The sequence below is a fragment of the Halomonas sp. KM007 genome, assembly GCF_050709225.1.
Taxonomy (GTDB): domain Bacteria; phylum Pseudomonadota; class Gammaproteobacteria; order Pseudomonadales; family Halomonadaceae; genus Vreelandella; species Vreelandella hamiltonii.
Genome location: NZ_CP136131.1, coordinates 27,697 through 53,632, shown reverse-complemented (window position 1 = coordinate 53,632; position 25,936 = coordinate 27,697). Strand labels below are relative to the sequence as shown.

General features: G+C 61.6%; 21 protein-coding genes. 11 read left to right on the top strand and 10 right to left on the bottom strand.

Annotation, left to right across the window (positions count from 1 at the left end):
* The first annotated feature begins 1 nt into the window (after position 1).
* Positions 2 to 1,075, top strand: a complete 1,074-nt coding sequence (locus tag RVM27_RS00220) for an ABC transporter permease (protein WP_287804271.1) — start codon at positions 2 to 4, stop codon at positions 1,073 to 1,075.
* Positions 1,068 to 2,660: an ABC transporter ATP-binding protein gene (locus RVM27_RS00215; protein WP_498941451.1), complete on the top strand. Its 1,593-nt coding sequence runs from the start codon at positions 1,068 to 1,070 to the stop codon at positions 2,658 to 2,660. The genes RVM27_RS00220 and RVM27_RS00215 overlap by 8 nt, the downstream gene beginning before the upstream one ends.
* Before the next feature lie 154 nt (positions 2,661 to 2,814).
* On the opposite strand, the gene RVM27_RS00210 is transcribed toward RVM27_RS00215, so the two are convergent.
* Entirely contained in the window at positions 2,815 to 3,519 is a 705-nt protein-coding gene (locus tag RVM27_RS00210; protein ID WP_287804275.1) for a pseudouridine synthase, read from the bottom strand.
* Positions 3,519 to 4,334 carry an amidohydrolase gene (locus RVM27_RS00205; RefSeq protein WP_287804277.1) on the bottom strand — a complete coding sequence of 272 codons (816 nt, stop codon included), beginning with the start codon at positions 4,332 to 4,334 and terminating at the stop codon, positions 3,519 to 3,521. Before RVM27_RS00205 ends, RVM27_RS00210 begins: the two co-directional genes overlap by 1 nt.
* A gap of 72 nt (positions 4,335 to 4,406) precedes the next feature.
* Here RVM27_RS00205 and rarD point away from each other — a divergent pair, with 72 nt between their 5' ends.
* The gene (rarD, locus tag RVM27_RS00200; RefSeq protein WP_498957109.1) at positions 4,407 to 5,312 is read left to right on the top strand and encodes an EamA family transporter; all 906 of its coding nucleotides are present in this window, start codon (positions 4,407 to 4,409) and stop codon (positions 5,310 to 5,312) included.
* On the opposite strand, the gene RVM27_RS00195 is transcribed toward rarD, so the two are convergent.
* On the bottom strand, positions 5,286 to 6,932 hold the full coding sequence (locus RVM27_RS00195) for a methyl-accepting chemotaxis protein (protein WP_498957108.1): 1,647 nt from the start codon (positions 6,930 to 6,932) through the stop codon (positions 5,286 to 5,288). The two genes, rarD and RVM27_RS00195, sit on opposite strands and share 27 nt — an antisense overlap.
* Before the next feature lie 237 nt (positions 6,933 to 7,169).
* Here RVM27_RS00195 and RVM27_RS00190 point away from each other — a divergent pair, with 237 nt between their 5' ends.
* The 8 genes from RVM27_RS00190 (at position 7,170) to RVM27_RS00155 (ending at position 18,400) form a co-directional block, all read left to right on the top strand.
* Positions 7,170 to 8,873, top strand: coding sequence for a SulP family inorganic anion transporter (locus RVM27_RS00190; protein ID WP_498957107.1), 1,704 nt, complete (start codon positions 7,170 to 7,172; stop codon positions 8,871 to 8,873).
* A gap of 233 nt (positions 8,874 to 9,106) precedes the next feature.
* Positions 9,107 to 10,267: a TAXI family TRAP transporter solute-binding subunit gene (locus RVM27_RS00185; RefSeq protein WP_498941456.1), complete on the top strand. Its 1,161-nt coding sequence runs from the start codon at positions 9,107 to 9,109 to the stop codon at positions 10,265 to 10,267.
* A gap of 49 nt (positions 10,268 to 10,316) precedes the next feature.
* Positions 10,317 to 12,323: a TRAP transporter permease gene (locus tag RVM27_RS00180; RefSeq protein ID WP_498957106.1), complete on the top strand. Its 2,007-nt coding sequence runs from the start codon at positions 10,317 to 10,319 to the stop codon at positions 12,321 to 12,323.
* 20 nt (positions 12,324 to 12,343) lie between these two features.
* Positions 12,344 to 13,489 (top strand): TAXI family TRAP transporter solute-binding subunit, encoded by a 1,146-nt coding sequence (locus RVM27_RS00175; protein WP_498957105.1) that lies wholly within the window; start codon positions 12,344 to 12,346, stop codon positions 13,487 to 13,489.
* Positions 13,490 to 13,783: 294 nt separating this feature from the next.
* The gene (locus RVM27_RS00170) at positions 13,784 to 15,292 is read left to right on the top strand and encodes an enoyl-CoA hydratase/isomerase family protein (protein ID WP_498957104.1); all 1,509 of its coding nucleotides are present in this window, start codon (positions 13,784 to 13,786) and stop codon (positions 15,290 to 15,292) included.
* A complete protein-coding gene (locus RVM27_RS00165) occupies positions 15,289 to 16,482 on the top strand; it encodes an acyl-CoA dehydrogenase family protein (protein WP_498957103.1) in 1,194 nt (397 codons plus the stop codon). Before RVM27_RS00170 ends, RVM27_RS00165 begins: the two co-directional genes overlap by 4 nt.
* A 9-nt stretch (positions 16,483 to 16,491) precedes the next feature.
* Entirely contained in the window at positions 16,492 to 17,610 is a 1,119-nt protein-coding gene (locus RVM27_RS00160; RefSeq protein WP_287804289.1) for an acyl-CoA dehydrogenase family protein, read from the top strand.
* A 10-nt stretch (positions 17,611 to 17,620) separates the two neighbouring features.
* Positions 17,621 to 18,400: an enoyl-CoA hydratase/isomerase family protein gene (locus tag RVM27_RS00155; RefSeq protein ID WP_287804291.1), complete on the top strand. Its 780-nt coding sequence runs from the start codon at positions 17,621 to 17,623 to the stop codon at positions 18,398 to 18,400.
* Here the strand turns inward: RVM27_RS00155 and RVM27_RS00150 are convergent.
* From RVM27_RS00150 to RVM27_RS00120, 7 genes are all read right to left on the bottom strand, one after another.
* The gene (locus tag RVM27_RS00150) at positions 18,382 to 19,341 is read right to left on the bottom strand and encodes an NAD(P)H-dependent flavin oxidoreductase (RefSeq protein WP_498941462.1); all 960 of its coding nucleotides are present in this window, start codon (positions 19,339 to 19,341) and stop codon (positions 18,382 to 18,384) included. The two genes, RVM27_RS00155 and RVM27_RS00150, sit on opposite strands and share 19 nt — an antisense overlap.
* 70 nt (positions 19,342 to 19,411) lie before the next feature.
* Positions 19,412 to 20,338, bottom strand: a complete 927-nt coding sequence (locus RVM27_RS00145; RefSeq protein WP_498941463.1) for an electron transfer flavoprotein subunit alpha/FixB family protein — start codon at positions 20,336 to 20,338, stop codon at positions 19,412 to 19,414.
* Between the two features lie 14 nt (positions 20,339 to 20,352).
* Entirely contained in the window at positions 20,353 to 21,102 is a 750-nt protein-coding gene (locus RVM27_RS00140; protein ID WP_498957102.1) for an electron transfer flavoprotein subunit beta/FixA family protein, read from the bottom strand.
* A 125-nt stretch (positions 21,103 to 21,227) separates the two neighbouring features.
* Positions 21,228 to 22,613, bottom strand: a complete 1,386-nt coding sequence (locus RVM27_RS00135) for a hypothetical protein (RefSeq protein WP_498957101.1) — start codon at positions 22,611 to 22,613, stop codon at positions 21,228 to 21,230.
* Positions 22,610 to 23,080, bottom strand: coding sequence for a PaaI family thioesterase (locus RVM27_RS00130; RefSeq protein ID WP_287808119.1), 471 nt, complete (start codon positions 23,078 to 23,080; stop codon positions 22,610 to 22,612). The genes RVM27_RS00135 and RVM27_RS00130 overlap by 4 nt, the downstream gene beginning before the upstream one ends.
* Positions 23,077 to 24,678, bottom strand: a complete 1,602-nt coding sequence (locus RVM27_RS00125; RefSeq protein ID WP_498957100.1) for a class I adenylate-forming enzyme family protein — start codon at positions 24,676 to 24,678, stop codon at positions 23,077 to 23,079. Before RVM27_RS00125 ends, RVM27_RS00130 begins: the two co-directional genes overlap by 4 nt.
* Complete coding sequence (locus RVM27_RS00120) at positions 24,678 to 25,829, bottom strand: acyl-CoA dehydrogenase family protein (protein ID WP_287808125.1); 1,152 nt, start codon at positions 25,827 to 25,829, stop codon at positions 24,678 to 24,680. The genes RVM27_RS00125 and RVM27_RS00120 overlap by 1 nt, the downstream gene beginning before the upstream one ends.
* Positions 25,830 to 25,936: the final 107 nt, after the last annotated feature.

Below are 25,936 nucleotides of genomic sequence, written 5' to 3'. Positions count from 1 at the left end.
TATGCACGCTATCTCCTCCCGCCTTTCCCCGATTACCCGGCGGCGCTGGGCGGCGTTCAAGGCCAACCGGCGGGCACGCGTCTCGCTGTGGCTGTTTGGCGTACTGTTCATCATCAGCCTGTTCGCGGAGCTGATCGCCAACGACAAACCCATCGTGATGCAGTTCGACGGCCAGTGGTACGTTCCCTTGTTGGTCGACTATCCGGAAACCGAGTTCGGCGGCTTTTTGCCCACCCGTACCGACTACCTCGATCCGTTCATCCAACAGCAGATCAGCGACCATGGCTGGGCGCTCTGGCCCATCATCCCGTTTTCGTATCAAACCCTCGACATGCAGATGAGCCGCCCCTCTCCGGCCCCACCCGATGGGCGCCACTGGCTGGGTACCGATGATCAAGGGCGCGATGTCATGGCCCGAGTGATTTACGGCTTTCGCCTCTCGGTGGCCTTCGCGCTGGTGTTGACCGCAGGCTCGCTGGTCATCGGGGTCATTGCCGGTGGCCTGCAGGGCTATTTCGGCGGCAAGGTGGATCTCATCGGCCAGCGTTTCACGGAAATATGGTCCGGGCTGCCGGTGCTGTTCCTGCTGATCATTCTGGCCAGCTTCGTGCAGCCGAGTTTCTGGTGGCTACTGGGCATCATGCTGCTGTTTTCCTGGCTGGGTCTGGTGGATATCGTGCGCGCCGAATTCCTGCGCGCCCGTAACCTGGAGTACGTGCGGGCTGCCAAGGCCATGGGGCTTCCTTCCCGACTCATCATGTGGCGCCATGTCCTGCCCAATGCCATGGTGGCGACGCTTACGTTCATTCCGTTCATCTTTACCGGCGCCATCGGCACCTTGACGGCACTCGACTTTCTGGGCTTCGGCTTGCCCCCAGGCGCCCCTTCGCTGGGTGAACTGGCGGCACAAGGCAAGAACAACCTGCATGCGCCCTGGCTCGGCATCACAGCCTTCATGACGCTGGCTATCATGCTGTCACTGCTGGTATTCATCGGCGAAGGTCTGCGGGATGCTTTCGACCCTCGCCACGTCAAGCAAGGCGCCAATGCTGCCGGGGAAGCCGCCCATGTCTGAACTTAGCTCTGCCCCTTTGCTGCACCTGAACGACTTCAGCGTGGCGTTCGATGGCCAGGTGGTGGTCGACAAACTGTCGCTGTCGCTGAATGCGGGGGAAACCCTGGCCATCGTCGGAGAGTCCGGCTCGGGCAAGTCGGTCTCCGCGCTGGGCGCCATTGGCTTGCTGCCCAGCAATGCCCAGGTCGTTGGCCAGCGCCTGCTGGAAGGCCGTGACGTGAGCCAGCTGCATGAGCGCGACTGGAACACGCTGCGGGGCAACCGCGTCGGGTTCATTTTTCAGGAGCCGATGACATCGCTCAACCCGCTGCATCGCATTGGCAAGCAGATAGGGGAAACCGTGCGCCTGCATCAGGGGTTGAGCGGACAAGCCGCCAGGCAGCGGGCGCGTACGCTGCTGGAGCAGGTCAAACTGCCCCGCCCCGACGAGCTGCTGGACGCCTGGCCTCACCAGCTCTCGGGAGGCCAGCGCCAGCGCGTCATGATCGCCATGGCCATCGCCAACAACCCCGCACTGTTGATTGCCGACGAACCCACCACGGCGCTGGACGTCACGGTACAGCAGGAAATTCTGGCATTGCTCAAGGAGCTACGCGATCACCACGGCATGGGGCTGCTGCTGATCAGCCACGACCTCAACCTGGTTCGGCGCCATGCCGATCGTGTCTGCGTGATGTATCGCGGCAAGGTAGAAGAAACCGGGCCTGTCGCACAGGTCTTCGCCAACCCGCAAAGCGACTACACCCGAGCACTCATCGCCGCCGAGCCGGAGGGCCGACCTGCAGCGCCGCTCAGCAGTGCTGCCCTGCTGAGCGCCCGCCAGCTGCGCGTCAGCTTCAAACGACCCAAGACGCGGCTGTTCCAGCGCCAGCCCCCAGCTTTCGAAGCGCTGAAAACCACCGATCTGCACATAGCGCCCGGTGAAACCCTGGGCATCGTGGGCGAGTCCGGGTCGGGCAAGACCACGCTGGCCTCGGCCATCATGCGGCTGGTGCCCAGCGAGGGAGATGTCAGCCTGGGCGATGCACGGCTGAGCGAGCTGACGGGAGATGCTCTGCGTCGCCAGCGCCATCGGCTGCAGATGGTGTTTCAGGACCCCTACGGCGCGCTTTCTCCGCGCATGCCCGTGTTCGACATCGTCAGCGAAGGGTTGCGCTTTCACTTTCCGCGCCTGAGCGACAGCGAGGTCCGCGAGCGCGTCCGCCAGACCCTTAAGGAAGTCGGCCTGCCCGAAAGCTGTGCCGACCGTTACCCCCACGAGTTTTCAGGCGGCCAACGACAGCGTATTGCCGTGGCCCGGGCCATCATACTGGAGCCCGAGCTGCTGGTCCTCGATGAACCCACCTCTGCCCTGGACCGCACCGTGCAAAAGCAGCTGGTCACGCTACTGCGAGAACTGCAGGCCAGACGGCAGCTCAGCTATCTGTTCATCAGCCACGACCTGGCCGTCGTCCGCGCCATGGCACACCGCATCATGGTGTTGAAAGATGGTGAGGTGGTCGAACAGGGGGATTGTCTTGACGTGCTGGCCAACCCTCGCCACCCGTATACCCAAGCGCTTTTGAGTGCGGCCCACCTTTCTTGAGCTGGCTGAGAATCTGATCACGAAGGACATTTCTGGCAAAAAACATTTCTGGCGGAGAGGCTCGACCCGAGTCTCTCCGCCAGCGCCTGAAAACATCCCAAGGTGTGTTCATATTTTCAGGCAAAGGCAAGATAACGGTATAAATATAGCCCGTTTAGAAGCTGTCGATCTCTTCCTGGGTCAGCGCCCGCCACTCGCCCGGAGCCAAATCATCGGGCAGCGCGAGGCTACCGATCGAGTGCCGATGAAGCGCCTCGACGTGGTTGCCCAAGGCAGCAAACATCCGCTTTACCTGATGGTAGCGGCCTTCGGTAATGGTCAGCTCTGCCTGCTGCGGGGTAATGAAACGCAGCGTGGCTGGCTGGGTGGGGGTCTCTTCACCTTCGAGCAGCAGGCCTTCAGCCACGCGCTCGACCGCCTGCTGAGCCGCCTCACCTTCCATGGGCTCGGCCAGTTCGGCGAGATACACCTTGGCACAGCGGTGGCGCGGCGATGTCACTCGGTGGGACCACTGCCCGTCATCGGTCAATAGCAGCAGTCCGGTGGTGTCCACATCCAGGCGCCCTACGGGCTGAAGGCGCTCTACCTTGGGCTCATCGATGATATCGATGACCCGCGGATACACCCCCCGGCGTGCAGTGCACTCCACGTCCTTGGGCTTGTGCAGCATGATATAGCGCAGCCCCACCAGCTCGAGGCGCTCGCCGTTCAGACACACCTCGTCCTGGGCCGTGTCGATATGGGTAGCGGCTTGCTTGATGGGCTCGCCATTCAGCGTCACTTCGCCATTTTTCAAGGCGCGCTTGGCGAGGCTGCGGGTCAGTGCAGAGGTTTCACTCAAAAAACGATCAAGGCGCATTATTGGCCCACTCCTGGCAGTAGCGAAAAGCGATCGGCATCTTGCCAGGCAGGAAATTTGTCACGAAAGGCATCCAGTTCCGTCTTGTCGAGCGTTCCGGTATCGATGAACGCGGTATGGACAGGATGGTCGATGAGCGGTTCACCCTTGAAATCGACCAGCATGGAATCGCCGCTATAGGCCAGCCCCTTGGCGTCTTCGCCCACACGATTGACGCCTATCACGTAGGCGAGGTTTTCCACCGCGCGTGCTTGCAGCAGCGTGCGCCACGGATGGCGACGAGGGGCGGGCCAGTTAGCCACGCACAGCACGGCATCATACTCGAAATGCTCGCCTTCTGCTGGCTGCTGGCGCATCCACACCGGAAACCGCAGGTCGTAGCAAACGCTGAGCTGCAGCTTGAATCCCTTGAGTTCGACGATCTGCCGCGCCGACCCCATACCGTATCGCTCATGCTCTCCCGCCATACGGAACAGGTGGCGCTTATCGTAGTAGCGCAGTTCGCCGTCGGGCGTTGCCCATACCATGCGGTTGTAGTACTGGCCATCATCCACGACGGCCACGCTGCCAGTCATCACGCAACCTCGAGCCTGCGCTTGCGCTTGCAGCCAGGCCACGCTCTGGCTCTCGGCCATGGGCTGGGCCATCTCGCGAGAGTTCATGGTAAAGCCGGTGGCGAACATTTCGGGCAGCACGATCAAGTCCGTGTCCCGGCTATCCAGGTCGCCCAGCAGTTTGGCCAAATGCGTGTGGTTGGCGAGGGGGTCTTCCCAGCGTAAATCGCACTGCACCAGGCTGGTTTTCAGTTGGCTCATGCCATGCCTCCTTTGCATCAATGTCTTGGCCGATTGTGTGCTAGATTAGCATTTTTAGTTAATGAGGCTGCTATGCTTCCCTCTGCACCCAGAGATCCTGAAGCGGTCAAGGGCGTCATGTTCGGTTTGACCGCCTATACCATGTGGGGTTGTTTTCCGCTGTTCTTTGCGCTGTTCGATGGAATAACGGCCTTTGAAATTCTGATCCACCGCATTTTGTGGTCATGCCTGTTCCTGGTCGGGCTGATCAGCGTCCTGCGCCGCTGGCCTCCGGTGGTGGCCGCGCTGGTCGAGCCCAGGCGCCTGGGCAGGGTGCTCGCCTGCGCGCTGCTGATTGCCTTCAACTGGGGCATCTACATCTATGCCGTGGAGAGCAAGCAGGTGCTGCAAGCCAGTCTGGGCTACTTTCTCACCCCGCTGGTCAACGTTGCGTTGGGCATGCTGGTACTCAGAGAAGTGATGGCCCGACTACAGCTGGTGGCGCTTGGTCTCGCCAGCCTGGCGATTGCCGTGCAATTCATCATGCTGGGGGAGTTGCCGTGGATCAGCCTGCTGCTGGCGCTGAGTTTCGGCAGCTATGGGCTCTTTCGCAAGCAGGTGCCATTGGATGGGCTGTCTGGCCTGTTCGTGGAAACACTGCTGCTCTTCCCGCTGGCCCTGTTGGCGCTGAGCTGGATGAGCTGGCAAGGCACGTCACACTTCCTGCACGACGCGCCCATGTCAGCGTTACTGGTAGTCAGCGGTATCCTCACGGCCCTGCCGCTGATGGCGTTTGCCGGGGCCGCACGCCGCTTGCGGCTGGCCACCTTGGGGTTCTTGATGTACATCAACCCCAGCATTCAGTTTTTGATTGCACTGACCGTGTTTGGAGAGCCGCTGGGCCTGATTCAGCTCGTCACGTTTCTGATGATCTGGACAGGCCTGTCGCTCTATTCATGGTCGTCCTGGCAATCACGTCCGCGCCAGGCGGCCGCTTGAGGGCAGCGTGGCAGGTGCCTGATCAACGGCTTGAAGCTGTGCGGCTTGCTCAGGCTGATAGCCCACACGGAAGCCACCCCAGTGCTTGCCGTGCACATGAATGGGAACCGACAGGTCGTGCATGATCTCGCCCGTGTCGCGCTTGTAGGTTTGCAGCAGCAGCGGCTGCTCATGGGCACCACAGCGACGACCGGTAGGGTCATCGAAAATGCGCTTGCTGCGGCAATATTTCAGGTCGTGTTGCGGGTCGCCAGTGGGTTCACGGCTCACCGCCGCGTTATGGGTGGGCACATAGCCATTACGGTCACAGGCAATGGCGTAGCTCAGGCCGTGACTTGCCAACAGCGGCTCCTGCAGGGCGGGCAGTTGCTGGTCGGTGAAGGCATCGAAGCCGGTATGATAAAGCGGCGGCTGGGTCCCGGGGATCACCGCATAATCCGGATGGAACAGCGCGGCCTCCGATAGCTCGCCTCGACTCAAGGCCTTTTCAAACAGCTTGCCAATCTGGTCGGCGGTTTGTCGAACCACCTTGAATACCTGCTGATGGCGCCCTTCAAGATGCTGCTGGGCCAGCTCTGCATCCACGCTTTCGGCAGCCTCCATCAAGGCGTGAGCTTGCTGGGCAAGGGCGTGCATGTGTCGGTTCCCTTCATCTACATCGTGCTCCAGCTGGTCGAGGCTGTCCGCCACGGTCTGGCTGTGGGCCCGCGTACTGTCCATGGCACCCGCCACGCTGGTGATTTCCTGCTGCACCTGGTCGAACTCCTGGGTAATGGTGGCCAGGCTGCTCCCTACCTGCTGCATCTCCTCAGCCCGGTCTCGCACCCGGGTCATCAGCCCGCCCATGGTACTCACGACACTCTGGCCGCTTTGGTGCATATCCTTGACCAGCCCATCGATACTCTGGGTGGCCGTGGACGTTTTCAACGCCAGGTCGCGCACCTCTCCCGCCACCACCGCAAAGCCTCGGCCATGCTCGCCGGCCCTGGCAGCTTCGATGGATGCGTTCAGTGACAACAAGTGGGTCTGTTCGGCCACCCCCTCGATCATGGAAGTCACGCTGCGCACCCGTTCGATCTTGTCGTTCAGTTCGGTAAGCATATCCAACGCCTGGCCGGAGCGTTCGGCCACATCAGTCATGTCCTGAATGATATCGGCCAGGGCATCATGGTTGTCATGACTCGCCCGCTGGGCACTTTCGGCCAGGGTCGCTACCTGTGTCGCGCTAGCGCTGACTTGCATGATGGCAGCGTTGATGGCGCTCATGCTGGAAGAGGCCTCACTGGCCATCTTTTCTTGTTTGGCAAGACGTTGGGCCATCAGGTCGGCGTAATGGGACACCTCCGCCGAGGCAATGGCAGTACTGCTGGCGCGATGCATCAGGCGATACGCCATGCCACGTAGCGCACCATAGTCCTGAATCGGCCTGATACTACGGGGCACCGATACCAAACGCTGATGATCGGCACGGTATACGTCGTACAGGGCGGCGGCCACCAGCGCGCCCCCCGCAACAAGGGTACTGGCGAGCCCAGCATACGCCCAGAAGCCTCCTCGCCAGGTCATCCCGACGGCAGCACTGATCAATAGCAGCGGTAACAGCCAGCGAAGCAGTCGCATAGTGAGTACTCTTTTATTGTTGAGATCGTCGAGCCATGGCGCAATACAGACCGCGCTTACCACTCAGTCAGCTTAACCCGTTACGCATTTGAAATAAGTAGCACTTTGGGGGGATAGCAGAAGGTAATATTTGGCCTTGAGGCAAGTGGGCCTGACATTTTTATAACTAAACAGGCTAAACTATGTTCCGTTTTGCAGGTCCCGTTTTCCCTGATATGGCCAACGCTGCGAGAAACTATGTTGAAGCGCTATTTGCCCATTCTTGCCTGGCTACCCCACTATCATCGGCGCCTGCTGGGGGCCGACCTCATGGCGGGCCTGATCGTGACGGTCATGGTCATTCCCCAGTCGCTGGCATACGCCCTGCTGGCCGGGCTGCCTGCCGTGGTAGGGCTTTACGCCAGTCTTCTTCCCCAACTGCTCTACACCCTGCTGGGCACCAGCCGAACCCTGGCGGTGGGGCCCGTGGCCATCATTGCGCTGATGACGGGAGCGGCACTCTCGTCGGTGGCCTCCCCCGGTAGCGCCGAATACCTGCAAGCCGCTCTGGTGCTGTCGCTGCTCTCGGGCATGATCCTGCTGATCATGGGCAGCCTGAAAATGGGTTTTTTCAGCAACTTCCTGAGCCACCCGGTCATCTCTGGCTTCCTGACGGCTTCCGGCATTCTGATTGCGGTCAGCCAGCTGGGCGGCCTGCTGGGAATTGCCAGCAGCGGCTTTACGCTCGTCGAACGGCTCATGACGCTGCTGCCCAACCTGCCTGACATCAATCCCTACACAGCGACCATTGGCGTGGGGACGCTGCTGTTTCTGGTGGCCCTGCGCCGCTACGGCAAACGCTCGTTGATCTGGCTAGGCGTGCCTGTATCCTTGGCTGACCTGCTGACCAAGGCAGGCCCGGTATTTGCCGTGCTGATCACGACGCTGGTCACCTGGCACTGGCAGCTGGCCTATCAGGGTGTGGCGGTGGTGGGTACGATTCCCAGCGGCTTGCCCGCGTTCAGCCTGCCCTGGGGGGATGCCTCGCTCTGGCGGGCACTGTTGATTCCTGCTCTATTGATCAGTCTGGTGGGGTTTGTGGAGTCGGTCTCCATGGGCCAGATGCTGGCCGCCAAACGCCGCCAGCGTATCTCACCCAATCAGGAGTTGATCGGCCTGGGCGCCGCCAATCTGGCGGCAGGCTTTACCAGTGGCATGCCGGTCACCGGCGGGCTCTCGCGCACCGTGATCAACTACGATGCCGGGGCACAGACCCCGGCCGCAGGGGCCTTTGCCGCCTTGGGCATTGGGTTGGTGACGCTGGCGTTTACCGGCTGGCTCTACTACCTGCCCATCGCCACCCTGGCGGCCACCATCACGGTCTCCATCCTGACGCTGGTGGACATTCCCATGCTGCGCCAGACCTGGCGCTACTCCCGCAGTGACTTTGCCGCCATGGCGGTCACGATTCTGCTGACTCTGGTCGAAGGCATCGAGGCCGGTATCATTGGGGGCGTCACACTCTCCATCGCACTTTTTCTCTATCGCACCAGCCGCCCCCACAGCGCGTTGGTTGGTCGGGTGCCCGACACCGAACATTTTCGCAATACCGAGCGCCATGATGTCGAAACCGCCCCGCATGCAGCGCTGCTGCGCATCGATGAGAGCCTCTACTTCGCCAACGCCCGCTACCTCGAAGATACCGTCTACAATCTGGTGGCCAGCCGACCCGAGCTGGAACATGTGGTACTGATCTGTTCGGCCGTCAATTTGATCGACGCCTCGGCCTTGGAAAGCCTGGATGCCATCAACGCACGGCTGAAGGATTCCGAAGTGAAGCTGCACCTTGCCGAGGTCAAGGGGCCGGTCATGGATCAATTGAAGAAGAGCGACTTCCTCGAAGAACTGTCTGGCCGCGTGTTTTTGAGCACCTATGCTGCCTGGCGTGAATTCTCCCCATAGCCTAGTCATTCAAGCCATTGAAAAACAACCGAAAAGCCGAGCCATTGCTCGGCTTTTTGCATTTAGCAATCGGCATTTTTGGGTACTTCATCAAACGGCGTTGACAGCCTCCACCGGCTTACCTACTATCACCTGACCACTTAGCAGAATCAAATACCGCATAGCAAAACACAATGTAGCAAAGCGTAACAACCTGATAGCGACCATCACAACCACAATAAAGGAGCATGAAAATGCATCCATTTGCTCACCGCCTACTCATCACCGCCCTGCCGCTTTCTCTACTGGGTGCGGCCGTCAGCCACGCCAGCGAAGTAGAACTGCCGCGCACCATGGCGTGGACGGCCTACGGCACCAACTCCAGCGGCTACGCCCAGGCCGTTGCCATCGGCAACATGCTGCAGAACCATTACGGCTCTTCGGTGCGCATCCTGCCCGGCGACAACGACGTTTCCCGCATGACGCCCCTGAAACAAGGGCGTGTCGACCTGTGCGCCTGCGGTATCGCCAGCTACTACGGCGCCGAAGGGGTCATGATGTTCGCTGATCGCGACTGGGGCCCACAGCCGCTGCGCGTGATCACCACGTCCACGGCGTCATTCGGCCTGTCATTGGCCGTGGCAGGCGACCTGGGCGTTGAAACCCCGGCGGACCTGGCTGGCAAGCGCATTGCCTACATTCGTGGTGACGATGCGCTGAACAAAGGCACCGAGGCATATCTGGCCTTTGGCGGGCTCACCTGGGACGACGTGGAGCGCGTCGACTACCCCGGCTACGCACGCTCTTTCGACGGCATTATTGCCGGTGATGTGGACGCCTCTTTTACTACCACCGTTACACCGCCCGCTCAGCAGCTCGCGAGCAGCCCACGGGGGGTTAGCTGGCCGGTGCTTGACCCTAACGATGAAGCTGGCTGGGAGCGCATGGCGGCGGTGGCACCCTATTTCCGCCCCCATGAAGTCACCGCCGGTGCAGGCGGTATTAGCGCCGACAACCCGGTACCCAGCGCCAGCTACCCGTACCCGATCATCGTCGCCAACCAGGATCTTGATGACAGTGTCGCTTACGGTTTAATCAAAGCGATGCAGGAAAACTACGACGACTACAAAGATAACGCGCCAGGTGCAGTGGGCTACGCGCTGGAGTACCAGGATCTGCAGTGGGTAATCCCTTTCCACGACGCAGTGGTGGAGTACTACAAAGAGATCGACGTGTGGACCGATGAGATGCAGGCACACCAAGACCAACTCGTTGAGCGTCAAGATGTGTTGATGCAAGCCTGGGAGCAATTTATGCAAGACGCCCCCAGCGATGCCGAGACGTTTACCACCGATTGGATGGCCGCCCGCGCCACGGCGCTTAGCAGTGCTGGATTCGAGCCGATCTTCGAGTAACTCGCCATGGGGCGGTGTCCGCCGCCCCTGCTGATTGATGGAACGCCCTATGACCACTGATACGCCCACTGCCAACACACCGCAGGTTAAAGAAAAAATCAGCCAAATACGCGAGCTGCCCTCGGCCCTTCGCTGGGTACCTGCCACCGTCACCGTGCTATTAATGATGATGACGCTGGACTACCTGTTTAACGTGGGCTGGCTCACGTTTGTGACCGGGCTAGAAACCCAGTTTTACTACGCAGTGGTGGCGCTGCTGCTGCCGCTCGTGTTTCTGCTGTGGCCGATGCGTAGCAGCCTGCAGGAGCAATCGATTCCCTGGTATGACTACCTGTTGAGCGCCGCGACGCTCATCATAGGCGGCTACTTTGTTTACAACGCCGTGCCTATTCTTGAGCGCGGCTGGGCGTTTGCAGCTCCAGATATCGCCATTTATTTCAGCTATGCCTACTGGGTATTAATTATCGAAGCCGCCCGCCGAGCCGGCGGTTTGCCGATTGCCATCATTGCCGGTGTGTTCTCTCTCTACCCCTTAGTAGCCGATATCGTTCCTGGCCCCATCCAGGCATTCCCTTCTAGCCTGCCTGAAACGGCGATGTACCACACCATGAGCACCGAAAGCATCATGGGGGTTCCGCTACAGGCTTTTGCGGGCCTGGTGATTGGTTTTCTGGTGTTTGGCGTGGTGCTGCAAAAAAGCGGCGGCGGCAAATTCTTCATTAATTTAGCCTTTGCGCTTTTAGGCCATGTACGCGGCGGCCCGGCTAAGGTGTCAATTTTCTCAAGCGGCCTGATGGGTTCCATGAGCGGCAGCGTGATCAGTAACGTGCTGACCACAGGGGTGCTCTCGATTCCGGCCATGCGCCGAATTGGCATGAGCCGCTCGTTTGCGGGCGGTGTGGAAGCCTGCGCCTCAACTGGTGGCGTATTGATGCCCCCGGTGATGGGTGCCACCGCCTTCGTGATGGCCATGTTCCTGGATATTCCCTACTCAGCGGTGGCGCTGGCAGCGGTCATCCCCTCGATTCTCTATTTCCTTGGCCTGTTCATTCAAATTGATGCCTACGCGGCCCGCAATGATATTAAGGGCTTACCCGCGATTGAGCTGCCTTCAATTAAGCAAACGCTCAAAGAGGGCTGGTACTTTATCTTCGTCTTCGGCCTGCTGGTGTGGATGCTGCTGATCATGCAGCGCGAAGCGGTTGCCCCGTTCTATGCGACCGCCCTGCTGTTAGTGCTCAACCAGCTCTCTAAGCAGAACCGCTGGGGTTGGAAGGATGTCACCGAGACGCTCTCGTCAGCGGCCAAGCTGTTTGCTGAGCTTATCGCCATTCTGGCGGGCGTGGGTATGTTGGTAGGCGCGCTCTCCATGACCGGCCTGTCGGGCACCATTGCCAACGACTTTATCAATATCGCCGGCGGCAGCGTACCATTGCTGCTAATTATGGGCGCGGTTACAAGCTTTGTGTTGGGCATTGGCATGACCGTCACAGCAGCCTATATCTTCCTGGCGGTGGCACTCGCTCCTGCGCTGATTCAAGGCGGCGGTCTAGACCCCATGGCGGTGCACATGTTCATCCTCTACTGGGGCATGCTCAGCTTTATCACGCCACCCGTGGCACTGGGCGCCTTTGCCGCTGCCACCGTGGCCGGTGCCCGCCCGATGGAAACCGGCCTGCAGGCCATGCGCCTAGGCAGCGTGATTTACTTTATCCCCTTCCTGTTCGTGCTGAACCCCGCGCTGATCATGCAGGGCGAACCATTGATGATCATTGCCGTGTTTATCCAGGCAGTCATCGGCATCATTCTGTTTGCCTCTGCCATGCAAGGGTATCTGATGGGTGTTGGGCGATTGGGCTACGGCGCGCTGCAGGAAATCGTCATTCGCGCGCTAGTGCTCATCGCGGGCCTGCTGTTGGCGTTGCCCGGTGGCGGCATGGTGCCTTTCAGCCAGTGGGAATTAATTGGCTTGGCCGCAGCGGCGCTGCTACCAGGCGTTGCGCTTGCGCGGCTTAGCCAGCGCCATCACCAGCGTTCGCTCACTGCCAACGCTTAATACCACCTTCGAGGATATTTATGAGCACAAAAACAAACCTCACCCTCGTACTCGGTAGTTTAACGGCAGGCCTGCTGGCGGCTGGAAGCGCCAGCGCCATGCCTAGCACACTGAATTGGACCGCGTATGGCACCGGCACCAGTGGCCATGCGCAGATTATGGCCATCAGCCAGCTGCTACAAGAGGAGCACGGCACTCAGTCCCGCGTTATTCCGGGTGAAAACGACACCATGCGCATGACGCCGCTGAAAACTGGCCGCGTGGATCTGTGCGCCTGCGGCATTGCCAGCTACTACGGCTCGGAAGGCGTCATGATGTTTGCCGGACCGGACTGGGGGCCCCAGCCCATTCGCGTCATTTCCACCGCCATGGCCAGCTTCGGGCTGGGCATGGCGGTAGCTGGCGATGTGGAGATCGACTCCATCGCCGACCTCAAGGGCAAGCGGCTAGCCTACCTGCGTGGCGACGATGCCCTGAACAAGGCCGCCGAAGCCTATCTGGCGTTTGCCGGGCTGACCTGGGATGACGTGCAGCGTGTCGATTTCCCCGGTTACAACGCCGCCTTCGACGGCATCATCAGCGGCCGTGCCGATGCGGCGATTACCACCACAGTCACTCCGGCGGCCCAGCGCTTGGCGGCCAGCCCACGCGGCTTGCAGTGGCCAGCGCTACCCACGGACGATGACGCAGGCTGGGCACGCATGCTGGAGGTAGCCCCTTACTTTCAGCCCCACGACGTGACCTCTGGCGCGGGTATCGATGCCGAGCAGCCGCTGGCCAGCGCCAGCTACCCCTACCCGATCATGGTGAGTAACGCCGACCTGGCACCGGAAACCGTTACCGGGCTGATCACCACGCTGGTCGAGTCCTTTGACGACTACAAGGACAACGCCCCCGGCGCCAGCGGCTATGCGCTGGAAAACCAGAACCTGACCTGGGTGGTGCCCTTCCACGATGCCGTGGTGGCTTACTACCAACAGACCGGCGTGTGGAACGATGCCATGGAGGCCCATCAGAACGCCCTGGTAGCGCGGCAACAGCTGTTGATGGAGACCTGGGAAGCGTATCAAGCCGATGCCCCCGAAGACGAAACGGCGTTCATCGACGGCTGGATGCAGGTGCGTCGCACCGCGCTGGAAGAGGCTGGGTTGAAACCAGTGTTCTAGGCTCTGTCTGAAAAGACGGCGAGCTGCGGTGGGCCACTTTACGCTGACGTGGCGGGTGTCCCATGCGCACCTCATCGCCAGGCCTACCTCAACAAGCCTGCCTCACGCCGCGCTTCATATTTCGCCTCATATTTTACCCCAGGCCGCCACTGTGCGGCCTTTTATTCAAAGCCATAAATTCCGCAATGCAAAACTACGTTTTGAATTATTGACTCCAGCGGCGTCTTTCGCCATGATCGATGTATATTCCAAATAACAATGCTTAGTTTCATATAGCGAAACACGGGAGCCATCATGAGTGTTCACTACCAGCGGCATGGCGAGGTGGGCGTCATCAGTATCGCCAACCCACCGGTCAACGCCTTGAGCCAGGCCGTGCGGCGCGGTTTGCTCGACGCGCTGCAAGAAGGCATCGCCGACCAGCAGGCCCAGGCGCTGGTGGTCATGGCCGAGGGCCGCACGTTCATCGCCGGGGCAGATATCCGCGAATTTGGCAAACCGCCCCAGGCGCCGCTTCTGCCAGACGTGATTAGCCAACTGGAAGCATGTCCCAAGCCGCTGGTGGCATCGCTGCACGGCACGGCGCTGGGGGGAGGCATGGAAGTCGCGCTGGGCTGCCACTATCGCGTGGCGCTGGCAAGCACTCGTGTTGGCCTGCCAGAAGTGAAGCTCGGCCTGCTACCCGGCGCAGGCGGCACCCAACGTCTACCCCGGCTGGCTGGCGTGGCAAATGCACTGGACATCATCACCAGCGGGCGCTTCGTGGAGGCTACGGAAGCCCATGCCATCGGAATCCTCGATGCCATCAGCGACGCCGCAACGCCGCTGGAAGCCGGGCTTGCCGCTGCACGAGCAGTGCTGGCGGGAGAGCAGACAACGCGTATTACCGGGCAGCTCCCCGCACCCGACGCCGACCCTCAGGCCATGGCTGCCATGCGGGCGCAGCTTGAACGCAGCGTTCCGGAGCTGTTTTCGCCGTTTCGCATCGTCGAAGCCATCGATGCCTGCACCCAGGCGGCATCGCTGGAAGAGGGCCTGCGCCAGGAGCGGGCAATGTTTCTGGCCTGCATGGACTCCCCACAACGGGCAGGACTGATCCACCTCTTTTTTGCTGCCCGAAGCCCTCACCTGGTGCCCGGCGTAGAGAACGCGGCCCCCTTCACCCAGCTAGCGCTGATCGGTGAACACCCGCTGTTCGACACGCTGCAGCAGGCCGCCCAGCGGGCGGGGATAACGCTGACACCCACAGCAGACGCCAACACCGAACTGTGCCTGCTGGCGCCCGGCGCGGATGCCAGCATCTGCCCCGGCCAAGCCGTCACGCTAGCGCTGCGGCCACTTACTGCCCCCATCAGCGCAGCCCTTGACGCAGCCATTGACAAAGACATTGACGAACACATTGACACAGACCTGCCCTCGACCTCCTTGAGCCTGGTGCTGGCTGAGCATGGCGCCTTCCATGAACTGGTCAATCACCACGCCAGCGCGCTGGACCAGCAGCGGGCGGCGTTAACCCTCAAGGCATTGCGGGCCAATGTGGTCGTGACGCGCTCCCCTGGCGTGCTGAGTACCCTGCATGACGCCGCCGCACAAGCGCCTGCCCAAGGCATCCAAACGGCGCTGGAGCAGGCCAGCCTGGCTTTGGCCCAGCAGGGAGCCTGCTACCGGGAAAGCGATATCGATCTGCTTTCGGTGGAAGCCCTGGGCTACCCCCGGCATTCAGGCGGGGCTCACCGCCAGGCCACGCTGGCCCAGCCCGCCTCCGACACCTCATCGACCACTGCCAGGAATGCACACTCATGAACCTGACGTTTAGCCCCGAAGAGCAGGCGTTCCGCGAGGAAGTCCGCCAATTTCTCAGCGACTCACTGCCCGAGGACATCCGTGAGCGGGTGCGTCTAGGGCGCCATTTGCGCGCCGACGACCACCTGCGCTGGCAGAACATTCTCAGTGAACGGGGGTGGCTCGCCGCCAACTGGCCAGTCGAACACGGTGGCCCGGGCTGGGGGCCGGTGCAGCGGCATATCTTCGATGAAGAGTGCGCTGCCGCCCACGCTCCCACGGTCGTCCCCTTTGGTGTCAACATGGTGGCGCCGGTGATCATGAAGTTCGGCAGCGTCGCGCAGCAGCAACACTACCTGCCGCGCATTCTCGACAATCAGGACTGGTGGTGCCAGGGCTACTCCGAGCCGGGCGCTGGCTCGGACCTGGCTGGTCTGGCGACCCGAGCGGTGCGTGACGGTGACCACTATGTGGTCAACGGCCAGAAAACCTGGACCACCCTGGGACAGCACGCCAACATGATGTTCTGCCTGGTACGCACCGACTCTCAGGCCAAAAAGCAGGCAGGCATCAGCTTTTTACTGATCGATATGCAGACCCCCGGCATTACCGTACGCCCGATCATCACCCTCGACGGTGCCCATGAAGTCAACGAAGTATTCCTCGATAACGTGCGCGTGCCGGTGGAAAACCGCGTGGGTGACGAGGGCCAAGGCTGGACCTGTGCCAAGTTCCTGCTCACCCACGAGCGCACCGGCATTGCCGGGCTGGGCCACGCCAAGCAGGCGCTGCGCCATTTGAAGTCGCTGGCCTCCCGTATGCAGCATCGCGGCAAGCCGCTGCTGGCGCTGCCCAGCTTTCGCCAACGGGTGATCAAAGCCGAGCTGGAGCTGATGGCGCTGGAAGTCACCAACCTGCGGGTGATTGCCGCCGCCCGGGAGGGCGGCGTTCCCGGGGCGGAAAGCTCCCTGCTGAAAGTACGCGGCTCGGAGCTGCGCCAGGAGCTCAGCGAACTGACCCGCCGTGCGCTGGGGCCTGCCGCGCTGCCGTTCTTTCCCGAGTTTCTCCACGGTGATGACACGCTGGATGACGCCGATGCCCAGAGCGCTGCTGCCAGCGCTCAGTACTTCAATCGTCGCAAGCTGTCGATTTATGGCGGCGCCAACGAGATTCAAAAGAGCATCGTCGCTAAAACCATTCTAGGCATGTAAGGGGTCACCATGGATTTCGCACTCACCGACGAGCAGCGTATGCTCGAAGAGACACTGACACGCCTGGTGGCCGACCAGGTATCCCCCGAACAGCGCCGCGCTCTGCTGGAAGCGCCGTCACACGTCGCCAGCCCTCTGTGGCGTACCTTTGCCGAACTGGGGCTGCTGCATATGCCGTTCAGCGAAGACGTTGGAGGGCTGGGCGGCGACGGCACCGACTTGATGATCATCATGCAGGCACTGGGGCGCGGCCTGGTCCCGGAAGCCTACCTGTTTGGGCTGGTCATGCCCGGGCAACTGCTGGCGCTATGTGGCAGTCCGGCACAGCAGGCGCGATGGCTGGCGCCGCTGCTGGAAGGCGAGCACCAGCTTGCCCTGGCCTGGCAAGAGCACGCCGCCCGCTATGACGCGTTCGATATATCGACCCACGCGCGCCAGCACAACGGCCAGTGGCTGCTCAATGGCCGCAAGGACGTGGTCATGAACCTGGCCAATGCCGCCGCCACGCTGGTCACCGCCCAACTGCCCAATGGCCAGTTAGGCGTGTTCATCGTGCCTGCCGATGCCCAGGGCGTTTCGCAGCGCATCTATCGCACCATGGATGACCAGCCCGCCGGTGACCTGATGCTGGACGACGTGGCCCTGCCGCTGGAGCACTGCCTGAGCGAAGACGCCGGTGAGGCGCTATCAGAAGTATTGGCCCTAGGCCGGGCAGCGCTGTGTGCCGACGCCATCGGCGCCATGGAAACCGCCTGCGACCAGACACTGGCGTACCTGAAAGAGCGCAAGCAGTTTGGCCTGCCGCTGGCCACGTTTCAGGCGCTGCAGCACCGCATGGTGGACATGCACCTGCACCTGGAGCAGTCGCGCTCCATGGCGATTCTTGCCGCCACCAGCCTCTCGCTGCCCGCCCAGGAACGGGATGCCAGGCTGGCCGCAGCCAAGGCGTACTGCGGAGAATCAGCGCGCTTCATTGCCGAACAGGCCATTCAGCTGCACGGCGGCATGGGCATGACCGAAGAGTGCTACGTGGCCCATTACGCCAAGCACCTGGTCATGTTCGATCACTACCTGGGCGATAGCGACTTCCACCTTGAAACGCTGGGCGAACAGCTGGACGCTGCCTGAGGAGCCGAATATGAGTCAGCAAGACACGCCGCTGGTGCGGGTCCACCCAACGGCAGACGGTATTGCCCATATCGCCATTGCGCGCCCAGCGGTGCGCAATGCCCTCAGCGAGCCCACGGCCCTGGCACTCAACGAAGCCCTTGCCAGGGCGGCAGCGGACTCACAGGTGCGCTGCGTGATTCTCAGCGGCGAAGGCAGCGCCTTCTGCGCCGGTGCCGACCTGGCAGAGTTCGAGAAAGCCTCCACACAGCCCGCCAGCGAGCGGCTGGCGACGCTTTTTCTGCCGGCGCTGCGCACCATGATGACCATGGAGAAGCCGGTGATCGCAGCGGTCAGCGGTGCCGCTGCGGGAATTGGTGTCTCTTATGTGCTAGCCAGCGACATGGTGGTCATGGGCCGCTCGGCTTACCTGAAACTGGCCTTTATCAATATCGGCTTGATTCCCGATGGAGGCGCGTGCTGGCACTTGGTGCGCAAACTAGGCCACGCCCAAGCGTTTGAGATGGCGGCGCTAGCTACCCCAATAGATGCCGAGCGATGCGTGGCGCTGGGCTTGGCCAACCGGGCGGTGGAAGATGATCAGGTGTTAGCCGAAGCCCGCGGGCTGGCACAGGCGCTGGTGGCGCAATCCCCCCAAGCGCTGGGGGCAACGAAGCGGGCCATGCGGCAAGCGGGGAACCTATCCCTCGACGAGACCCTCACGCTTGAAGGCGAGCTGCAGGATGCTTGTAAGGCCACCGAGGATTTTCACACCCGCGTGGCCGCCTTTCGTCAACGCCGCCGCAAGTGATCTAGTGCCTGCTGATAATCCGCTCGCAGCGTGGCGACCTCATCGGCCACGCTGTTCAGTGTGGTAATACCCCCCACTCCCTGCCCGGCACCCCAAATATCCCGCCACGCTTTTGCTTTGCTACTGCCACCTGACCCATAGCGCATGGCGTTCTTGTCGCCCTCGGGCAGCGCATTCGGGTCCAACCCGGCCAGCTCGATGCTCTGGCGAAGATAGTTGCCGTGCACGCCGGTAAACAGGTTGGTGTAGACGATATCCCCGGCAGCAGCCTCCAGCACCATCTGCTTATAAGCAGGCTGGGCATTGGCTTCCTGGGTGGCAATAAAGCGCGTGCCCATGTACACCATGTCCACGCCCAGCGCCTGAGCGGCGACGATCTGCTCGCCTTTGGTAATCGCCCCGGCCAGCACCAGTGGGCCATCGTAAAACTGCCGCACCTCTGCTACAAACGCGAAAGGGTTGAGCCGCCCCGCATGGCCGCCTGCGCCATGGCAGACCAGAATCAGCCCATCCACCCCGGCCTCGATGGCTTTTTTAGCGTGTCTTATTGTAGTCACATCGTGAAATACCAAGCCGCCATAGGCGTGTACTTGCTCAACCACCCGATTGGGCGCATGCAGGCTGGTGATAATAAGCGGTACTTTGAACTCAGCGCATAGCGCTACATCGTGCTCCAGGCGGTCATTGGTGGGGTGCACGATCTGGTTCACCGCAAACGGTGCGGCGGGTTGTTGCGGGTGCTGAGCGTTATAGTCCTCCAGCGTCGCGGTAATCTGCTGCAGGCACTCCCGAAGCACTTCCGCAGGCCTGGCGTTCAGCGCAGGAAACGCGCCAATGATGCCCGCCTGACACTGGGCAATCACCAGCTCAGGGCCAGAAACGATAAACATGGGAGAGCCGATCACCGGCAGCGTCATCGAGGCAGTCAGTTGGGTCAGCATAAGCTACTCGCTAATTTTTATTAAAAGCTGGAAGCGAAAAAAGCCCCTTTCGGGGCTTTTTAGAGGAGGTTTACAGCTTGCTCTCCAGCTCCGGCAGGATCTCGAACAGATCCCCCACCAGGCCGTAGTCGGCTACCTGGAAGATCGGGGCCTCTTCGTCCTTGTTGATCGCGACGATCACCTTGGAGTCTTTCATGCCCGCCAAGTGCTGAATCGCGCCTGAAATACCCACCGCAATGTACAGCTCGGGGGCGACGATCTTGCCGGTCTGGCCGACCTGCATGTCGTTGGGTACGAAGCCGGCATCCACCGCCGCACGAGACGCACCGATGGCCGCGCCCAGCTTGTCGGCAATGCCGTCCAGCAGTTTGAAGTTCTCGCCATTGCCCATGCCACGGCCGCCGGAGATCACGACCTTGGCACCGCCGAGTTCCGGGCGGTCGCTTTGTGCCAGCTCCTGCTTCACAAAGCTGGACTGGGCGTTGTCGACGACCACGTCCACGGCTTCCACGCTGGCGCTACCGCCGCTGCCTACCGCATCGAAGGCGGTGGTGCGCACGGTGATGACTTTCAGCGGGTCGTCGCTTTTCACCGTGGCGATGGCGTTACCGGCGTAGATCGGGCGCAGAAAGGTATCAGCGCTTTCGACGCCAATCACATCTGACAATTGGCTGACGTCTTTCAGTGCCGCCAGGCGCGGCAGGACGTTTTTGCCCGTGGTGGAGGCGCTGGCCAGCACGTGGGTGTAATCGCCCGCCAGCTCAACCAGCAGCGCGCCCATGGGCTCGGCAAGCTGATGGGCGTAGACGGCGTTGTCTGCCACGCGCACCTTGCTCACGCCGTCGAGTGTCGCGGCGGCTTCGGCGGCGGCCTGGACGCCTTCACCGGCGACCAGTACATCGATATCGCCACCGATCGCCTGGGCGGCTGCCACGACGTGGGCGGTGGCGCTGGCCAACTGACCTTCATGCAGGTCGGCAAGTACCAGAATGCTCATGAGATCAGCTCCTTTTAAAGCACCTTGGCTTCGTTTTTCAGTTTGTCGATCAGCTCGTCCACCGAGGCGACTTTGATACCGCCTTTGCGCTCCGCCGGGGATTCTACTTTGAGCAGCGTGACCTTGGAGGCCACTTCAACGCCGTAGTCGGCGGGGGTCTTGACGTCCAGCGGCTTTTTCTTGGCCTTCATGATGTCCGGCAGCTTGGCGTAGCGTGGCTCGTTGAGGCGCAGGTCGGTGGTGACGATGGCGGGCAGCGTGAGGGCGACGGTTTGCAGGCCGCCGTCGATTTCACGAGTGACGTTCACCTTGTCGCCATCGATGGCGACTTCCGAGGCGAAAGTGCCTTGGGGCAGATTGGTCAGCGCCGCCAGCATCTGGCCGGTCTGGTTATTGTCGGTGTCGATGGCCTGCTTGCCAAGAATCACCAGACCAGGCTGCTCCTCATCCACCACCTTGGCCAGCAGTTTGGCCACCGCCAGCGATTCGACGCGCTCGTCGGTCTCGATGTGGATGGCGCGATCGGCGCCCAGCGCCAGCGCGGTGCGCAGCTGCTCCTGGGCGGCCTTGGGACCTACCGTCACGGCGACCACTTCGCTGGCCGCTCCCTTCTCTTTCAAACGCACGGCCTCTTCCACGGCGATTTCGCAGAAGGGGTTCATGGCCATCTTGACGTTGGTCAGATCCACATCGGAATGATCCGCCTTGACGCGGATCTTGACGTTGTAGTCGATGACGCGTTTTACCGCGACGAGGATTTTCATAAGGCATGCTCCAGCGATTGAACCATCAGCTTTTTATTCCGCATAGCAAAATAATATTTCACTTTATTAAAAGAACAATAAAAAAACACCTGCCAAAGGTCAAGCGTTTCATGCTACCTACCGCCTTAGAACGGCGACCAACCAAACCATAACGCTAACAGCGGGATCACCGTGATCAGAAAGCGGCCATTCCAACGGTAGCCAATGCGGGTGGCAGGCACGCGGGTAAAGCGCGAAAGAATCAGCATAGAGGCCGTCATCGGCGACGACATTAGCGCCAGCGCCCAGCCCACCATCAAAGAGGCCCCTATCAGCGCAGGCGTTAACCCCTCAATACCCAGCGTGGGGAGTAACCCCACCAACAGCGTCACCGTGACAATCGGGTTGACGCCTATTTGCGCCAGCCCCACCACCATCAGCATTGCCAACACCGCGTTGAACGCGCCTAGCGGGCCAAGCACCGCCAGCAGCGGCCCAAGCTGTTGGGTATCCACCAGGCCCACACACAGATGCCCCAGATAGCCCGCCGCCCCCAGCACCACGATCTCGTTGGCGCTGGGCGACAGCAGCCAGGGGAGCTGGCGATGAACCGCCGTTAGCGCTGCAGGCAGCCCGGCGTAACCCAGCCGGCGCCGCTGCCAGGCAAGCCATAGCAGCGCCCCGCTGGGGGCTCCCAGCAGTGCGGCAATCGGCAGGCGCACGCCCAGCAGCCATGACAGCGAAAACACCAGTGCCACGATGCCGATCAGCAGCACACTGAACTGGGCCAGAGGGCGTAGCGAGGGGGAAACAGAGGACTTGTTGGCGGGCGGATGCGGCCCCGTCAGGTAATCCACCGCCCAGCCTGCCATGAAAATCAGCCCAGCCGCTCCCATAATGTAAGGGGCTAGCTGTAGCCAGGTGACCTGGGGAAGACTGGAAAGCACCACGGCCACCCCGATGCCCATGGGCGAAATCAGCGGGGCCAGCGAAAAACCGCGCAATAACGCCAGCATCATGCGACGCTGGCGCGCCTGCTGCACCCAGGTACGGCCCTGGGCGGCGCTCAGGGTATTGCTCTTTTCGATCATGGCGGCAAACAGGTTGAGCACGCCAATGTTCAGGATGATCCCAAACAGCGCCGACCCCAGCGAGAGAATCGGGTAACGGCGGCCCGGGGGCTGCAGCAGCATGCTCTGGCCACAGCGGCGCACCAGACGGGAGCGATAGGCGGGCAACCTGAGCATACTGAGCGCCACCACGAAAGTGGCAAAGAACGCAAAGCGCCCACTTGCCTCGAACAGCAGTTGGCCGGGGGTTGGCGAGCGCCACAGCGCCAGCAAAGTCAGAAGGCCCGCTGCACACAGCAGCCCCTTGGCCATACGCGTCAACTGGCTCCGCAGGGTCGCCAGGTAAAGCAGCAGCGCGACAATGCCCACGGCCTGCCACAGCACGCTGCCCCCTACCAGATGGATCAGGGTGGCCAGCGTTACCAGCAGCAGGCAGGAGACCCGCACACGGGCTGGGCTCACTCGTTTGGCTCCTCCGCCTGTGGGTCCGGCATGCCGTGAGCCGACTCGCTGCCGCTGCGGCGGCGAAACGACCCCTCGCCCATGGCCACGAGGCGGCCCTGGTCATCGACGATGTCACCGCTGGTCATGTAGGTCTTTTGGCCGCCCCCGCGCAGGGTGCCCGTGGCGCGCAATATGCCCTGCCGGGCGGGCCCCACGAAGGTGGTGGTCAGTGACAGCGTCATGCCACGACGAATGTTGCCCGGCACATCGCAGTGCAGGCCCGCCAGGCTCAGCGCACTATCCAGCATCGAGGCCAGCACGCCGCCGTGGACGTTGCCGCTGCGGTTCAGGTGCTTGGGCTCGATGGTGAGTTCCACCACCGCGCGCCCCTCTTGCCACTCGACTACGTGCATCCCCAGCAATTCGTGATAGCCCATCAGCGCCTGGGGCGTGGTCGAGGTGCTTGGGCTGTCTGTTTCGCTCATGAGGCACTCTCCTGCTGGGCCAGATCCCGCAGCCGCCCTTTCAAAATTTTCCCGCTGGCGGTGGATGGCAGTGACTCCATCAAGACAATTTGGGTTGGCCGCTTGTAGGGCGCCAGCCGTTCGGCAATGAAAGCTTTGAGTTCGGCCATATCGACCTCGATACCCGGCTCGCACTGAACGAACGCCACCACTTCCTCATTGCCCGCCACCTGCCGCCCCACCACGGCGGTCAGGGTGACTGCCGGGTGCTCGTTGATCACCGCCTCCACGTCCGGCGGGTAGATATTGAAGCCCGAACGGATGATCAGCTCTTTGCTGCGGCCCACGATATAGAGCCGATCGTCGTGATCCAGCCTGGCGATGTCACCGGTATTGAGCCAGCCATCTTCCGTCAGGGTGGCGCGGGTCGCCTCCGGCTGGCGGAAATAGCCTTTCATGACGTTGGGGCCACGCACCCAGAGCTCGCCCACTTCTTCTCCTGCGTTCTCGGTGGTGCCGTGACTGCCCAAGGGCTCCAGCCGATACTCCAGCAGCGGCAGCACCCGGCCCACGGTGCTGTTCTGGTGGCGGTCGTCGATACGCGTCTGGCTGATGGTCGGGCTGGCTTCGGTGAGGCCATAACCATTGTGCAGGGTCAGACCAAACGCGGCCTCGACCCGGGTCTTGGTATCGCTGTCCAGGGGTGAACCGCCTGCCGAGATATAAATGAGCGCCGGTGCTTCCAATGCCCGCTGCTCGCGCTTCAGGTACTCCAGGGCCCGAGCGTACATGGCGGGCACCCCCTGCAGTACGGTAATGCGCTCCTCTTTCAAAGTGGCCAGCAGGTGCGGCGCCTCGAAGCGCGGTACGGTATACAGGCAAGCCCCGTTGTACAGCGAGCCCATGCACACCGACGAGAGGCCAAACACATGGGACATGGGCAGCACGCCATACACCCGCTGCCCTTCGTTGAGATGGCGCATGCCACCGGAAATCGAGGCGATATACAGAATGCCACGATGGGTGAGCATCACGCCTTTTGGCGTTCCAGTGGTGCCCGAGGTGTAGATCATCGCCGCCACCTGTTCGGCGCCGCTGGCTTCTACGGGCTCGGGCTCACTATCGCACAGTGGCGAAATGGCCAGGCTACCCAGTTGAGGGTGCTGGTAACGGTTGGCTGCGTGGCGCTGGGCGTGCTGAACCGCTTCGGCAGAGGCCTCGCAGGTATAGAAGATGCGCCGAGGCTGGCAATTCCCGCGAATCGCGTCTACCTCTTGCGCCGACAAACGCGAGTTGACGATGGCTACCCAGACGTCCAGTTCACTGGCGGCCAGCAGTAACACCACCAGCGCCCGGCAGTTTTCACTGACCGTCATGATCCGGTCGCCGGGGCGAACGCCCAAGGCGCTCAACCAATTGCAGGCAGCGTGGATCTCTTGCCCCAGTTCGGCGTAGCTCCAGCGGACGCTGCCATCCACCAGGGCAGGGTGATCCGCCAGGCGCTGAGCGTTTTCCAGCACGCGGGTGCTCAAGCGCTCGGGTAGCTCCGCCAGCAGCTCGCTCGCTAGGCGTCCAAAAATCGTCTCGTCTGGCGCTTGGTAAGGGACCGACAGAGCCATCAGGACGCCTCCCGCACCATGTTGCGCGCGATCACCAGCTGCTGGATCTGCGTCGTTCCTTCGTAAATGCGGAACAGACGCACATCGCGATAAAAGCGCTCTACGGCGTATTCCGACATGTAACCTGCTCCGCCATGAACCTGCACGGCCCGGTCGGCCACGCGGCCGACCATTTCGGCACAGAACAGTTTGCAGCAGGAGGCCAGGGTGGAGACGTTTTCGCCATCGTCCTTGCGTCTGGCGGCATCCATCACCATGGTTTTGCCCGCATAGGCCTCGGTCTTGCTATCTGCCAGCATTGCCTGCACCAGCTGGTGCTCTGCCAGCGGCGCGCCAAACTGCTTGCGCTCCATGGTGTAGCGCAGCGACTCTTCGACTAATCGCTCGGCTACGCCCACACACACCGCAGAGATATGCAGGCGCCCACGATCCAGCACCTTCATGGCGGTTTTGAACCCTTGGCCCTCTTTGCCGCCAATGATGTTTTCTGCGGGCACCCGGCAGTTATCAAAGATGATGTCGCAGGTATGCGCGCCCTTTTGGCCCATCTTGTTATCTGCCGGGCCACGAATCAGGCCTGGCGTATCGCCCTCAACGATAAACGCTGAAATACCGCCCGCGCCTTTGTTGTCCGGGTCGGTACGCGCCATCACGGTGAACAGGTCGGCTTCCGGGCCGTTGGTGATATAGCGCTTGGTGCCGTTCAAGAGGTAGTGGTCGCCATCGCGAACGGCGGTGGTGCGCAGGCTGGCAGCATCCGACCCAGAGTCGGGCTCGGTGAGGCAGAACGAGCTGAGAATCTCGCCGGTGGCCAGCCGCGGCACGTACTTGGCTTTCTGGGCATCGGTGCCATCGATCAAGATCCCCTGGGCGCCGATGCCGTTGTTGGTACCAAACACCGAACGAAACGCCGGGGAGGTCTTGCCGATCTCCATGGCTACCAGGGCTTCCTCTTCCATGGTGAGCCCGAGGCCGCCGTACTCTTCGGGGATCGACAGTCCGAACAGCCCCATCTCCTTCATCTCGGCCAGGATCTCGGCGGGCACTGCATCCTCTTCGGCCAGCCGGGCCTCATTGGGAATCAAACGCTCCCGGACGAAACGGGCAATGGTATCAACCAACTGATTCAGCAGTTCGGGATCACGGATCATGACGGCTCCTGGGGCAACGATATTTTTATGGTTGGCGTTTTCGGGGCAGTGATGCCTACCAATGCGCTTTATAGGTGGTCGACACCTCTGCCCTGCACACTGCCTCG

Coding starts and splice junctions, on each gene's coding strand:
- RVM27_RS00220 (WP_287804271.1), top strand. CDS start 2: ATGCACGCTATCTCCTCCCGCCTTTCCCCGATTACCCGGCGGCGCTGG.
- RVM27_RS00215 (WP_498941451.1), top strand. CDS start 1,068: ATGTCTGAACTTAGCTCTGCCCCTTTGCTGCACCTGAACGACTTCAGC.
- RVM27_RS00210 (WP_287804275.1), bottom strand. CDS start 3,519: ATGCGCCTTGATCGTTTTTTGAGTGAAACCTCTGCACTGACCCGCAGC.
- RVM27_RS00205 (WP_287804277.1), bottom strand. CDS start 4,334: ATGAGCCAACTGAAAACCAGCCTGGTGCAGTGCGATTTACGCTGGGAA.
- rarD (WP_498957109.1), top strand. CDS start 4,407: ATGCTTCCCTCTGCACCCAGAGATCCTGAAGCGGTCAAGGGCGTCATG.
- RVM27_RS00195 (WP_498957108.1), bottom strand. CDS start 6,932: ATGCGACTGCTTCGCTGGCTGTTACCGCTGCTATTGATCAGTGCTGCC.
- RVM27_RS00190 (WP_498957107.1), top strand. CDS start 7,170: ATGTTGAAGCGCTATTTGCCCATTCTTGCCTGGCTACCCCACTATCAT.
- RVM27_RS00185 (WP_498941456.1), top strand. CDS start 9,107: ATGCATCCATTTGCTCACCGCCTACTCATCACCGCCCTGCCGCTTTCT.
- RVM27_RS00180 (WP_498957106.1), top strand. CDS start 10,317: ATGACCACTGATACGCCCACTGCCAACACACCGCAGGTTAAAGAAAAA.
- RVM27_RS00175 (WP_498957105.1), top strand. CDS start 12,344: ATGAGCACAAAAACAAACCTCACCCTCGTACTCGGTAGTTTAACGGCA.
- RVM27_RS00170 (WP_498957104.1), top strand. CDS start 13,784: ATGAGTGTTCACTACCAGCGGCATGGCGAGGTGGGCGTCATCAGTATC.
- RVM27_RS00165 (WP_498957103.1), top strand. CDS start 15,289: ATGAACCTGACGTTTAGCCCCGAAGAGCAGGCGTTCCGCGAGGAAGTC.
- RVM27_RS00160 (WP_287804289.1), top strand. CDS start 16,492: ATGGATTTCGCACTCACCGACGAGCAGCGTATGCTCGAAGAGACACTG.
- RVM27_RS00155 (WP_287804291.1), top strand. CDS start 17,621: ATGAGTCAGCAAGACACGCCGCTGGTGCGGGTCCACCCAACGGCAGAC.
- RVM27_RS00150 (WP_498941462.1), bottom strand. CDS start 19,341: ATGCTGACCCAACTGACTGCCTCGATGACGCTGCCGGTGATCGGCTCT.
- RVM27_RS00145 (WP_498941463.1), bottom strand. CDS start 20,338: ATGAGCATTCTGGTACTTGCCGACCTGCATGAAGGTCAGTTGGCCAGC.
- RVM27_RS00140 (WP_498957102.1), bottom strand. CDS start 21,102: ATGAAAATCCTCGTCGCGGTAAAACGCGTCATCGACTACAACGTCAAG.
- RVM27_RS00130 (WP_287808119.1), bottom strand. CDS start 23,080: ATGAGCGAAACAGACAGCCCAAGCACCTCGACCACGCCCCAGGCGCTG.
- RVM27_RS00125 (WP_498957100.1), bottom strand. CDS start 24,678: ATGGCTCTGTCGGTCCCTTACCAAGCGCCAGACGAGACGATTTTTGGA.
- RVM27_RS00120 (WP_287808125.1), bottom strand. CDS start 25,829: ATGATCCGTGATCCCGAACTGCTGAATCAGTTGGTTGATACCATTGCC.